This is a genomic window from Shewanella psychropiezotolerans (genome assembly GCF_007197555.1).
Lineage (GTDB): Bacteria > Pseudomonadota > Gammaproteobacteria > Enterobacterales > Shewanellaceae > Shewanella > Shewanella psychropiezotolerans.
In genome coordinates this window covers 6,356,818-6,370,000 of sequence record NZ_CP041614.1, presented here as the reverse complement: position 1 = coordinate 6,370,000, position 13,183 = coordinate 6,356,818, and the positions used below count along the sequence as shown (strand labels likewise).

Sequence of the window (13,183 nt, the reverse complement as noted above, 5' to 3'; positions counted from 1 at the left end):
TGAATACATAGTGTAGTGAGGCAAACCCGGGGAACTGAAACATCTAAGTACCCGGAGGAACAGAAATCAACCGAGATTCCCCTAGTAGCGGCGAGCGAACGGGGATTAGCCCTTAAGTCTATGGGTGTTAGTGGAATGAGTTGGAAAGCTCAGCGGCACAGGGTGATAGCCCCGTACATGAAAACTAACCATAGATGAAAACGAGTAGGACGGGACACGTGACATCTTGTCTGAACATGGGGGACCATCCTCCAAGGCTAAATACTCCTGACTGACCGATAGTGAACCAGTACCGTGAGGGAAAGGCGAAAAGAACCCCTGTGAGGGGAGTGAAATAGAACCTGAAACCGTATACGTACAAGCAGTGGGAGCGGTTCTTGAGACCGTGACTGCGTACCTTTTGTATAATGGGTCAGCGACTTACATTTTGTAGCGAGGTTAAGCGAATAGCGGAGCCGTAGGGAAACCGAGTGTTAACTGCGCGTTTAGTTGCAAGGTGTAGACCCGAAACCCGGTGATCTATCCATGGGCAGGTTGAAGGTTGAGTAACATCAACTGGAGGACCGAACCGACTTATGTTGAAAAATGAGCGGATGACTTGTGGATGGGGGTGAAAGGCCAATCAAACCGGGAGATATCTGGTTCTCCTCGAAAGCTATTTAGGTAGCGCCTCGAGCGAATACCATTGGGGGTAGAGCACTGTTAAGGCTAGGGGGTCATCCCGACTTACCAACCCTTTGCAAACTCCGAATACCAATGAGTACTACTCGGGAGACACACGGCGGGTGCTAACGTCCGTCGTGGAAAGGGAAACAACCCAGACCATCAGCTAAGGTCCCAAAGTTATTGCTAAGTGGGAAACGATGTGGGAAGGCTTAGACAGCTAGGAAGTTGGCTTAGAAGCAGCCATCTTTTAAAGAAAGCGTAATAGCTCACTAGTCGAGTCGGCCTGCGCGGAAGATTTAACGGGGCTAAGCAATACACCGAAGCTATGGGTACTAGTGCTTGCACTAGTGCGGTAGAGGAGCGTTCTGTAAGCCGTTGAAGGCGAAGGGGTAACCCACGCTGGAGGTATCAGAAGTGCGAATGCTGACATGAGTAACGATAAAGGGAGTGAAAAACTCCCTCGCCGAAAGACCAAGGTTTCCTGTCCAATGTTAATCAGGGCAGGGTAAGTCGACCCCTAAGGTGAGGCCGAAAGGCGTAATCGATGGGAAACAGGTTAATATTCCTGTACTTCTGCTAACTGCGATGGAGAGACGGAGAAGGCTAGACTAGCGCGGCGTTGGTTGTCCGCGTTTAAGGTTGTAGGTTGTATTCTTAGGCAAATCCGGGAATACGCATTAAATTGCAAGACTGAGGACTGATGACGAGACCCTAAGGGGTTGAAGTAGTTGATGCCATGCTTCCAGGAAAATCTTCTAAGCTTCAGGTTAGTAGGAATCGTACCCCAAACCGACACAGGTGGTTGGGTAGAGAATACCAAGGCGCTTGAGAGAACTCGGCTGAAGGAACTAGGCAAAATGGTACCGTAACTTCGGGAGAAGGTACGCTCCCGACGGTGATGAGACTTGCTCTCTAAGCTGTTGGGAGTCGCAGATACCAGGTGGCTGCAACTGTTTATCAAAAACACAGTACTGTGCAAACTCGCAAGAGGAAGTATACGGTATGACGCCTGCCCGGTGCCGGAAGGTTAATTGATTGGGTTATCTTCGGAGAAGCTCATGATCGAAGCCCCGGTAAACGGCGGCCGTAACTATAACGGTCCTAAGGTAGCGAAATTCCTTGTCGGGTAAGTTCCGACCTGCACGAATGGCGTAATGATGGCCACGCTGTCTCCAGCCGAGACTCAGTGAAGTTGAAATTGCGGTGAAGATGCCGTATACCCGCGGCTAGACGGAAAGACCCCGTGCACCTTTACTATAGCTTGGCACTGAACATTGAACCTACATGTGTAGGATAGGTGGGAGACTTTGAAGTTGGGACGCTAGTTCTGATGGAGTCAACCTTGAAATACCACCCTTGTAGTTTTGATGTTCTAACTCAGGCCCCTGAATCGGGGTTGAGGACAGTGCCTGGTGGGTAGTTTGACTGGGGCGGTCTCCTCCCAAAGAGTAACGGAGGAGCACGAAGGTTGGCTAAGTACGGTCGGACATCGTACGGTTAGTGCAATGGCATAAGCCAGCTTAACTGCGAGACATACACGTCGAGCAGGTACGAAAGTAGGTCATAGTGATCCGGTGGTTCTGTATGGAAGGGCCATCGCTCAACGGATAAAAGGTACGCCGGGGATAACAGGCTGATACCGCCCAAGAGTTCATATCGACGGCGGTGTTTGGCACCTCGATGTCGGCTCATCACATCCTGGGGCTGAAGTCGGTCCCAAGGGTATGGCTGTTCGCCATTTAAAGTGGTACGCGAGCTGGGTTCAGAACGTCGTGAGACAGTTCGGTCCCTATCTGCCGTGGGCGTTGGATGATTGAAGGAAGCTGCTCCTAGTACGAGAGGACCGGAGTGGACGAACCGCTGGTGTTCGGGTTGTTATGCCAATAGCATTGCCCGGTAGCTACGTTCGGAATCGATAACCGCTGAAAGCATCTAAGCGGGAAGCGAGTCCTAAGATGAGTCATCCCTAGGAATTTAATTCCTCTAAAGAGCCGTTCGAGACTAGGACGTTGATAGGCAGGGTGTGTAAGCGTTGTGAGGCGTTGAGCTAACCTGTACTAATGACTCGTGAGGCTTAACCATACAACCCAGATGGGTTTGTGTAGTTAGTGTGTGTGTTACTTCATAAGCACAAAAGAATACGAACTTGATTTAAGTTGGTCATAAAATGCTCCTGCATTTATGACATACAGTACATCCGTGTACTAAACCCAATTATTTATACAGCTTTCTAAATTCTTTTACCTTTAGCTTTTTTAAAAAGCTGAAAGTAATCGTCAAATTAGTCTGGAAACCATAGCATTGTGGCCCCACCTGAATCCATCTCGAACTCAGAAGTGAAACGCAATCGCGCCGATGGTAGTGTGGGGTCTCCCCATGTGAGAGTAGGTCATTTCCAGGCGCCTATTTAGCTTTATTGATTAAAGCGAGTCTCCTAGCCCTGACAAGCTAGCGACGATAAAAGAATTTAGCAGAATGCTTCGGCAATTTGCTAAAGGAGCGGTAGTTCAGTTGGTTAGAATACCGGCCTGTCACGCCGGGGGTCGCGGGTTCGAGTCCCGTCCGCTCCGCCAACATTACGATAAGCCCTAACAGCAATGTTAGGGCTTTTTCGTGTTTAATTTTTGAATGAAAATGACGAAAAAGTATTCAGCATTATGCGTAAGCACTTTGCTAAAGGAGCGGTCACTCTCGACCATCCATGGTCTACGTGACATTTGTGCATCTATGCACTTCGTAGTTCAGTTGTACCATTCTTGATTTAACAGAAGTGTTCCAGACATTGATTTGGCATACACTCCTTGAAAACATGGATGTTTGAATGCCGTAGTAATAGGATATTAAGGAGCGGCCCATGGAGATATTAGCCTCTTTATTAAGCAGAAAGCGGCCTGTCACGCCGGGGGCGCGGGTTCGTCTTTTAAAAAGTGCTAGTCCGCCCCAGCTTCGCGCTCGAAAGCTTGTACCTGACGTCACTCTCGTCCACCCATGTCCTTTGCGTCAATCTTCATGACATTTGTGCATCCATGCATTCCTATACCGATTGGTTTTCGATTTATTCTTTCTACCTATGAGCTGCTTTTGTTGTGAATCAAAGACGGGGAGGGGACAAAAAGAGTAAACTAGTTTAAATGAATTAGCTTTATTAGAAGATGCTGTGATCATAACGGCTGCTATGGTACTCAATAATAGGTATAATGTGTTGAAAGGAATGATTTTATGAATTGTCGGCTTGGATGTGGAGCTTGTTGTATTGCCCCATCGATCACTAGCCCCATTCCTGGGATGCCTGAAGGTAAACCAGCGGGTGAGCGGTGTATTCAACTATCCAATGATAATTTATGCATGATTTTTGGGATGAAAGAGCGCCCGGAAGTGTGCAGCTCCTTCTCTGCAACTATTGATGTTTGTGGTAGTACTAATTCTGAAGCTATTAGTTTGATCTCTTTTTTAGAGGCTCAAACCAGTTAGACTAACTTTGTAAGGTGCCTAATGCAGTTAACTCGTTATACAGACTTTGGTATTCGTACCTTAATGTATTTGGCTATTCAGCCTAACAGAGAGACGCTATTTCGAATCTCGGAGATCACTCAGGTCTTTGACTTGTCGCCTAACCATGTCTCTAAGATCGTGCACCACCTGGGTAAGCTAGGTTACTTAGAAACTATTCGAGGTAAGAGTGGTGGTTTTCGTTTAGGTAAGTCACCGAAAGAGATCAATATAGGTCAACTGGTGAGAGTTTTAGAAAATTCTCTGGCGCCTATCGATTGCAGTAAACCATACTGCCGCCTGACCCCTTCTTGCCAGTTAAGAGGTGTATTAGCCGAGGCTGTTACGGCTTATTTAACGGTCTTAGACCAATATTCTCTGTCGGATATCGTTAGCAATAATCATGAGTTGGTAAAGCTGCTTCCTGAATTGTCTATTCCTGTACTTGAACTTAGCTCCTAGAGTTAGCTTTTAGAGTGATATCAGTCGCTACTTCAACCTGATGGTAGCGTCTTTTCCTGTCTTCTCCTGTTTTTTACTTACTGCAATCCTATAAGGTAAAAGCTCCGAGGTTTTAACCAGGCTGATGCCTGCCTGCTGTAATCGCGGTAGATTTAGTTTCAAATATTCTATGGTTTCAGGATATGGGTGAGCTATGGCAACGACTTGGCCTTGCCTATGTGCTAAGGCGATAAGGCGTTCAAATTGTAGGTTCAAACCGGCTTGTGAGACGTCATTATCCAAGAATACCTGTCGCTTTAACTGAGGTATACCTAGTTTGTCGGCTGTACTTCCCGCCTTGGTGTAACGTGTGGTCATACTGTCGACGAAGTAGACTTGCTTCTGTTTTAAACTTTCCATCACCCACTGCATTGGCTCATCCAGCTGGGTCAATAAACTTCCCATATGATTGTTGGCGCCTTTAGCGAAAGGGATGCTCTCGAAAGCCTGGTTTATGGTCTGCTTAACATCTGTTTCACTCATGTCATTGGTTATTCCACCAGGACCAAGCTTCTTGCCATTGAGTGCCTGCATAGGCAGGTGTAGCATTACTTCGTAGCCTCTTTCGTGTGCAATATGAGCAACTGAACTGCCCAGAGGTGTGTGAGGAAGCACTGAGAGGGTAATGTTATCGGGTAAGGTCAGTACGGCTTCATCGGATTGACGATATCCAATATCGTCAATGATGATCGCAACTTGAGCGGCATTTCCATAGCTAGCTGGAAAAATTAAAGCAAAATAAAATATTAAAAAGCGCACTGTGTTAGGTATTTTCCATACCTTTTACACTAAGAGCAAAAGGCGTTAAGAATGAGTTTTTATCCATGTAATTGCTGAATCCAATATCAGATCAGTTTCAACATTATTATTTTCAATTTTATCATGGACATTGGTCTCGTCGATTATAGGCACAGTTTGCTCATTTGTGACAGTATCTAATTGAAGTTTTATATCTGGCTCAATCCCCTTACTATTAATGTCCCGGCCATTGGGGTGGTGTATTTGGCTATAGTCAGTTTTATTGCGTTCCCTTCCATTAATGTAGGAATTAGACTCTGTACGGTTCCCTTACCGAAGCTAGTCTCACCTATCAGCTTAGCTCTTTTATTATCCTGTAAGGCAGCGGCAAGCACCTCTGAAGCAGAAGCAGATCCCTTGTTGATTAACACCATAATAGGGACGTCGTGAAGCATAGTTTGGGGCGAGGCATAATAGTCTGAGTTTGCGTCGAAGAATCGTCCCTCGGTTGAGACTATTCTGCCTTTTTCGAGAAAGATGTCGGCAATTTTTATGGCTTGATCGAGTAAGCCTCCTGGATTATTCCTCAGATCTAAGATGAGTCCCTGTAATTTTAGCGGTTGCCACAGGGCTAATTGCTTAACCATCTCCTCGGTAGAATTGTCCTGAAAGCTGGCAAGTTTGATAAAGCCAATATTGCCATCCAGCAATTCGGCCGTGACCGAATGCACCGAGATGAGGCTCGGCACTAAGGTGACTTCATAGACAGTATCCATATTGGGGTGAGTGAGTGCGAGCACAATCGATTGATTATTCTGGCTATGGTTTTTGATTTCTTTAAGTAGGTCGTCTAATTTGCTGTAATCAACTTTATTATTATTGAGTCTAACTATTCGATCGCCTGCTCTTATGCCTGCACGCTCGGCAGGGGAGTCGGGGAAGGGGGTTATTATGGTTATCTTGTCATCTTCGGTCGCTATCTCTATGCCAAAACCAAAATATTCACCCTTGTTGGCATTTCTGATATTTGAGAATTCTTGTTTATCGAGAAAGTTGGAATAAGGATCCAACTTAGAAAAAATCCCTTCTATTGCTGCAGCAATAAGCTCATCTTGGCTTAATTCTGTTACGTAGTAAGTCTCAACTGTGTCGATAACGTCGAGTAGGAGCGGATAGTTGAGATTGTGATGATACTGTTCGGCGTTTTCTTGTCCTGATAGGGTAACGGATATCCCTAGCCCTACACCAATGAGAATACTACAAAGGTAGCGAATATATTTTGACATGGCAGCCCCTATATTTAAGGGCTAGATCTCTCCTAGCGTTTACAGTATCTCGCCGGATCGACCGCTTGCCCTTTATGCCTTACCTCAAAGTATAGGCCAGGCTCAGTCTGTCCACCCGACCGACCGACTAATGCGATAGATTCTCCTTTATTTACAGAGTCTCCGGGGTTTTTTAATAGGGTTTGGGCATGACCATACAGGCTCATATACCCCTTACCATGATCGACAACTAGCACCATACCGAAGCCGCGTAACCAGTCTGCATAAATGACCTTTCCCGCTGCGATAGCCGCTATTGTTTGACCTTCCGGAGCCGAGAGTGTGACCCCTTTCCATTTTACCTGACCCGATCTACGGCTGCCGAAGCCCGACTTGATACGCCCCTTGGTCGGCCATTTTAGCTTTCTGCTACTGGATAACCCTTCCATCTTAGGGTTACTTCTCATGGCCACGATGGCTTGCTCGACGACATGTTTGAGACTGGCTTCTTCTATCTGCATCTGCTCCAGTCTGGCGCCACTGCTATTGAGTGTTCTCTGCAGTTGTGTCAGGGTTTTTTGTCTTTGGCTCTGTTCCAGGTTGAGCTGTTTCGCCTGTTGTTGCTGGTTGAGAATGAGCTTATTAAGCTGAGTCTTCTGGGCTATCTGTTCAATTTGAATGTCATTGAGCTCTTCAATGGTCTGTTTCAACTCATTGATCGATGCCATGCGGGCATTATTCAAATATTGATAGTAGGCGAGTAGACGTTCGATACTTGCTGGGCTCTGCTGGTTGAGTAGCATCTTACTATAGTCGTGATTACCCGCTAAATAGGCACTGGCCAACTGATTGGCTAATGTTTCCTGCTGGGTTGTCTTCAGTGTATCTAACTTGTTTTGGCGTTTATCTAATTGAGCCAGTTTCTTATCTGTTTTAGAAAGTGAATTTTGGGTTTCATTGACTTTTCTAGCAGCTGAGGCGATCGCTTTTTCATCTTTCTTGAGCAATGAGATTAACTTTTCTCGCTGCTTAGCGGTGTCTTTTAGATCCGATGCTTGTTTGCTTATCTGTGATTGCAGTACTTTAAGATCGGATTGACGCTGCTGTAGGTCTGAGGCCTGCAGTGGCGTTGAAAGCATGATAAAGCCAGCAAAAATGCTGGCTTTACTGAAAAAACGAATATTCACGTGTCAGTGGTTACTCTTTGATTTTGATGATGGAACGCCCAGTCATCTCTGATGGCACTGTTTCTCCCATCAAGGTTAACATGGTTGGAGCAAGATCGCTCAGGCGACCGCCATCTTCGATAATCGCATCACGTCCAACGTAGATCAATGGCACTGGTTCGCAAGTGTGAGCCGTGTGTGCCTGGCCGGTCTTCTCATCGGTCATCTGCTCGGCATTACCGTGATCGGCTGTGATTAAACATTCTCCTCCCACCTTAGTCAGAGCTTCCACGACGCGGCCGATACTGGTATCGACTGCTTCACAGGCTTTAACCGCTGCCTCGAAGCTACCCGTATGGCCAACCATATCTCCGTTTGGATAGTTACAAATAATGACATCATAGTCAGTAGACTCTATGGCTGCGACTAATTTATCTGTGAGTTCTACAGAACTCATCTCAGGTTGTAGGTCATAGGTTGCCACCTTAGGAGATTGGATCAGAATTCTGTCTTCTCCCTTAAATGGTTCCTCTTTACCGCCGTTGAAGAAGAAAGTCACATGGGCATATTTCTCTGTCTCTGAGATACGCAGTTGTGTCTTATCCCGACTCTGCAAAGCTTCACCTAAGGTGTTGACGAGCTCTGTTGCCGGATAGGCTATTGCTGCCGGTATATTCGCGGCGTACTGAGTCAACATCAAGAAGTGTGCTTTTGTCGTCATCTTACGCTCGAACCCATCGAAATCAGAGTCGACGAAGCTGCGAGTGATTTGACGAGCACGATCGGCGCGGAAATTCATGAAAATCAGCGAATCGCTATCGGCAAGTTTAGCCAGATTACCTTGGCTGTCGGTAATCGCCGAGCTTGCGACAAATTCATCGCTCTCGTCACGTTCATAAGCCGCTTCCAGGGCATCTACAGCATTGGTGTATTGATGCAGAGACTCGCCTTGGGTGATCAAATCATAGGCAAGAGTCACACGATCCCAGCGATTATCACGGTCCATTGCATAATAGCGGCCTATCACTGAAGCAATACGGCCGGTGCCTAATCTAGTAAACAGATCATCAAAATGAGCCAAACTAGATTTTGCACTGCGTGGTGGAGTGTCGCGACCATCGAGGAAAGCGTGTAGATATACTTGCTTAGCACCTCGCTCGACTGCTAGGCGGCACATGGCCTCGATATGATTCTCATGGCTATGTACGCCGCCGGGAGACAGTAGCCCCATTATGTGTACAGCACCCTCTTTGGCGATTGCGCGATCTATGGCTTCGAGTAGTGCTGGGTTTTGCTGAAACTCACCGTCATCAATTGCCTTACCTATTCTGGTAAGTTCTTGATAAACAATGCGTCCTGAACCGATATTGATATGACCAACTTCGGAATTACCCATTTGACCATCGGGTAGTCCCACATCTAAGCCTGAAGCTGAGATTAGATTGTTAGGGTATTGAGCATTGAGTCGATCCAAAACCGGGGTCTTAGCATGGAAAACGGCATTTTTTTGCGTGTTTTCGCGGTAACCCCAGCCATCGAGGATCAGCAATGCCAAAGGGCGTTTGCGTGTCGTCATAGTGGTACCTTTTTAAGTTTGAAAGATAAAGTTGAAAATAGAAATTGGATAAATATTACTACGGAAGACCTGGTTGAAAAAGGAATTTACCTAGATTGATATAATCGAGTTTGCATCTATCTTATTAACGCTCTTTATCCACAGACTTTTCGTCCTTCAACAAGATGCTGCAATCTCCTATCGCGGTGGTATACTCTGTGCCCTAATTGTATTTTCAGCCCTAAGAAGTAGGCAGTTCACCATGCAAGAATATATCGAATTTTTGAAAGCTAACCCTATGCTCAGCTTAGCCTGGATAGGTCTTTTGATTGGTCTTATCGTCAGCGTTTTCAAATCCAGTATCTCTAAGGTCACTACGATCGATCACCAACAGGCTACGCTGCTTATCAATAAGCAAGATGCCAAAGTGATAGACGTAAGGGAAAAAGCGGAGTTTAAGAAGGGTCACATCGTCGATGCTTTGAATGTGCCTTTATCTGAAATTAAAAATAATCAACTTTCAGCCCTTGAAAAGTTTAAAGCAAGTCCCATTATAATGGTATGCAACGCAGGTATGGTGTCATCACAAGCCTCGCAGTTGATGGTTAAAGCAGGTTTCGAATCTGTACATAACCTCAAAGGCGGTATGGGTGAGTGGCAGTCAAGTAATCTGCCGGTAACGAAAAGTAAGAAATAACAATAACCCGGGATGGTGTCTGAGAGCGAGTTACAGGTCTCAAGTAACAAAAGCCCTTAAAATTGGCTTCAATTTTGAAGCCTAATAAATTGGATAGGTAAATATTATGGCTGAAGTAGCAAATAACGAACAACAAGATCCTCAATTCAATATCCAACGTGTATACACCAAGGATATCTCTTTCGAAACTCCAAACAGCCCGGCTGTTTTCCAGAAAGAGTGGAACCCTGAAGTTAAGCTAGATCTTGATACTCGTAGCGCTAAGCTAGCTGACAACGTTTTTGAAGTTGTCCTGTCTCTGACTGTTACCGCTAAAAACGGTGACGAAACTGCATTCCTTTGTGAAGTTCAGCAAGCTGGTATCTTCGCAATCAATGGTCTGACTGAGCAGCAACTTGCTCATTCACTAGGTGCATACTGTCCAAATATCCTATTCCCATATGCTCGTGAAGCAGTGGGTAGCCTGGTTTCTCGTGGTACTTTCCCACAGCTAAACCTAGCACCAGTTAACTTCGACGCGCTTTTCGCTCAGTACGTTAACCAGCGTCAAGCCGGTGCAGAAGACGCTGCTAAGACTGAAGAAGCAAGCGCATAATTAAAAACTGAACGTATCTGTTCAGCATTTTTCAGTCGCTGCTCAGATAGTGGCTGATTCATTCGAATATTAGACTCGAATGAATTGGCATTAAGCGAGTAGTTATATGAAAAACACTGCCGATATTACGGTATTAGGGGCGGGGTCTTATGGCACCGCCCTTGCTATTTCTTTAGCCAGTAATGGCCATCGAACTCTGCTGTGGGGTCATGACCCTGAGCATATCGAGAACCTCAAGCGTGACCGCGCTAATGAAGTATTTCTCCCGGGGATAACGCTTCCCGACCTGCTTGTTCCAGAAGCCGACTTGGCGACGGCGCTAGCCGCATCGAATAATATCTTAGTTGTGGTTCCCAGCCATGTTTTTGGCATGGTATTGGGCCAAGCTAAGCCTCTGCTGCGTGAAGATTCACGCATAGTCTGGGCGACAAAAGGGCTTGAGCCTGAGACCGGACGACTGTTGCAAGAGGTTGCCGGAGATGTGTTAGGCGATAAATATCCTTTAGCCGTGCTTTCCGGACCTACTTTTGCGAAAGAGTTAGCGGCGGGAATGCCGACCGCTATCTCCGTTGCCGGAACCCATGCTACTTTTACCCAAGATCTAGTCGAGCTATTACACAGCCCTAAACGGCTACGTGTTTATGCCAACGACGATTTTATCGGCCTGCAACTTGGCGGTGCGGTTAAAAATGTCATCGCCATCAGCGCTGGTATGTCGGATGGTATCGGCTTCGGTGCCAATGCCAGAACCGCATTAATCACCCGAGGCCTGGTTGAATTGTCTCGTTTAGGTGAGGCTATGGGGGCCCAAGCCAGTACTTTTATGGGCATGGCAGGCTTAGGCGATCTGGTACTTACCTGTACAGATAACCAATCTCGTAACCGTCGCTTCGGACTGGCTTTAGGCCGGGGGCAAGGTGTCGAGGAGGCTCAGGAAGAGATAGGTCAGGTGGTTGAAGGTTACCGTAATACCAAAGAAGTTTATGCTTTAGCTAAGCGACTTGGCGTAGAGATGCCGATCACTGAGCAAGTTTATCGGGTGCTCTATGAGGGCGGGACGCCTCGCGAGGCTGCCGTAACCTTGTTAGCCAGAGAGATAAAATCTGAGACCCAAGATAGCGAGTAATCAAGTATTAGGTTCATGCTTCTTCGTATGTTAAAGATAAAAAAGGGTGCTAAAATAGCACCCTTTTTGTGTCTGGAACACTTATGCCACAGCCCATGGACGGCTAGCTGAGGTATCTTGTGTCTGGCCAAAATTATTCCTGATTCAGTATTTGTATTTAAATTCGAGGCTATAAAGTGAAACATCATGACGTCATAATTATCGGAGCGGGTGCCGCAGGCCTGATGTGCGCCGCTACAGCGGGTTACCGTGGGCGTGATGTGTTGGTGCTGGATGCAGCAAAGCAGGCGGGGAAGAAGATCCTCATTAGCGGTGGTGGACGATGTAACTTCACGAACCAGAAAGTTGAGCCGAATAATTTCATCTGTGGCAATGGGCATTTTGTAAAGTCAGCCCTGGCAAGGTATCGCAGCAGCGACTTTATCGATCTTGTCGAGCGTCATGGTATCGAGTACCACGAGCGGGACCATGGTCAACTGTTCTGTAATGACTCGGCCAAAGAGATAGTCACCATGCTACTGACCGAGTGTGAGTGGGCCGGTGCTAAGGTTAAACTCCGCACCGAGATTGGCAAGATCACTCAAGCTGATTCTGGGAAATTTGAAATAGCGACCGACAAAGATGTCTATAGCTGTGATTCGTTAGTGGTAGCCACAGGCGGTCTCTCCATGCCTAAGCTAGGTGCTAGCCCATTGGGTTATCATCTTGCCGAGCAGTTTGGTTTAAAGGTGTTGCCTACCTATGCCGGTCTGGTGCCTTTTACCTGGCAACCCGAGCAGAAACTCAAATTTGAGCCACTGTCTGGCATTGCGGTACCCAGTACTATAACGGCAAAAGACGGGACTCAGTTCAGTGAAGCCTTGCTCTTTACTCATCGCGGCCTATCAGGCCCTGCCATTCTTCAGATATCAAATTTTTGGAAGCCTGGTGAGACCATCAAGATTAACTTGCTCCCAGGTATCGATGCCAGAGCCGCCATCGAGTTGGTGCTGGCGAACCATCCGAAGCAGAACCTGAGAAATACTCTGGGACATTGGTTACCTAAACGTCTGGTCGAGGCCCTGTTCGACGAAGCTCTGCTTAACAGGGCTATGAATCAGTTAGTCCATAAAGAGCTGGAACAGCTTGCTGTGGATCTCGAGTCCTGGGAAATAATGATGAATGGCACCGAGGGCTATCGCACCGCCGAAGTCACCTTAGGTGGCTTAGATACCGATGAGCTGTCGTCGAAAACCATGGAAACCAAATCAGTACCTGGGCTTTTCTTTATCGGTGAGGTGATGGATGTCAGCGGCTGGCTGGGAGGATTCAACTTCCAGTGGGCTTGGTCATCGGGTGTTGCCGCGGGTCAGGCGGTTTAATGTTGCCAGTGAAGGAGATATTGA

The 13,183-nt window shown here is 46.7% G+C and carries 9 protein-coding genes, 1 tRNA gene, 2 rRNA genes and 1 pseudogene (1 of these 13 cut by a window edge); 9 read left to right on the top strand and 4 right to left on the bottom strand.

Annotated features, from left to right (window positions below; translation table 11 throughout):
* The 5 genes from FM037_RS28010 to FM037_RS27990 form a co-directional block, all read left to right on the top strand.
* Window positions 1-2,748, top strand: a 23S ribosomal RNA gene (locus FM037_RS28010) (it extends 155 nt beyond the left edge of the window).
* Window positions 2,749-2,951: 203 nt separating this feature from the next.
* Window positions 2,952-3,067, top strand: a 5S ribosomal RNA gene (gene rrf, locus FM037_RS28005).
* Window positions 3,068-3,162: 95 nt separating this feature from the next.
* A tRNA-Asp gene (locus FM037_RS28000) sits at window positions 3,163-3,239 on the top strand.
* Between the two features lie 646 nt (window positions 3,240-3,885).
* A complete protein-coding gene (locus FM037_RS27995) occupies window positions 3,886-4,137 on the top strand; it encodes a YkgJ family cysteine cluster protein (protein WP_144048700.1) in 252 nt (83 codons plus the stop codon).
* Between the two features lie 21 nt (window positions 4,138-4,158).
* Window positions 4,159-4,617, top strand: a complete 459-nt coding sequence (locus FM037_RS27990) for an Rrf2 family transcriptional regulator (RefSeq protein ID WP_144048699.1) — start codon at window positions 4,159-4,161, stop codon at window positions 4,615-4,617.
* A 27-nt stretch (window positions 4,618-4,644) separates the two neighbouring features.
* Here FM037_RS27990 and FM037_RS27985 read toward each other — a convergent pair whose 3' ends face one another.
* From FM037_RS27985 to gpmM, 4 genes and pseudogenes are all read right to left on the bottom strand, one after another.
* A complete protein-coding gene (locus tag FM037_RS27985; protein ID WP_144048698.1) occupies window positions 4,645-5,415 on the bottom strand; it encodes a divergent polysaccharide deacetylase family protein in 771 nt (256 codons plus the stop codon).
* Window positions 5,416-5,460: 45 nt separating this feature from the next.
* Window positions 5,461-6,680: pseudogene (locus FM037_RS27980) on the bottom strand (S41 family peptidase).
* 32 nt (window positions 6,681-6,712) lie between these two features.
* Window positions 6,713-7,846: a murein hydrolase activator EnvC family protein gene (locus tag FM037_RS27975; RefSeq protein ID WP_144048697.1), complete on the bottom strand. Its 1,134-nt coding sequence runs from the start codon at window positions 7,844-7,846 to the stop codon at window positions 6,713-6,715.
* Window positions 7,847-7,856: 10 nt separating this feature from the next.
* Entirely contained in the window at window positions 7,857-9,401 is a 1,545-nt protein-coding gene (gpmM, locus tag FM037_RS27970; RefSeq protein WP_144048696.1) for a 2,3-bisphosphoglycerate-independent phosphoglycerate mutase, read from the bottom strand.
* Window positions 9,402-9,642: 241 nt separating this feature from the next.
* Between gpmM and FM037_RS27965 the strand changes: the two genes are divergently transcribed.
* The 4 genes from FM037_RS27965 (at window position 9,643) to FM037_RS27950 (ending at window position 13,159) form a co-directional block, all read left to right on the top strand.
* Window positions 9,643-10,077: a rhodanese-like domain-containing protein gene (locus FM037_RS27965; RefSeq protein WP_144048695.1), complete on the top strand. Its 435-nt coding sequence runs from the start codon at window positions 9,643-9,645 to the stop codon at window positions 10,075-10,077.
* Between the two features lie 106 nt (window positions 10,078-10,183).
* On the top strand, window positions 10,184-10,672 hold the full coding sequence (gene secB / locus FM037_RS27960; protein WP_144048694.1) for a protein-export chaperone SecB: 489 nt from the start codon (window positions 10,184-10,186) through the stop codon (window positions 10,670-10,672).
* Between the two features lie 106 nt (window positions 10,673-10,778).
* A complete protein-coding gene (gene gpsA, locus FM037_RS27955) occupies window positions 10,779-11,798 on the top strand; it encodes an NAD(P)H-dependent glycerol-3-phosphate dehydrogenase (protein WP_144048693.1) in 1,020 nt (339 codons plus the stop codon).
* 176 nt (window positions 11,799-11,974) lie between these two features.
* Window positions 11,975-13,159 (top strand): BaiN/RdsA family NAD(P)/FAD-dependent oxidoreductase, encoded by a 1,185-nt coding sequence (locus FM037_RS27950; protein ID WP_144048692.1) that lies wholly within the window; start codon window positions 11,975-11,977, stop codon window positions 13,157-13,159.
* Window positions 13,160-13,183 lie beyond the last annotated feature (24 nt).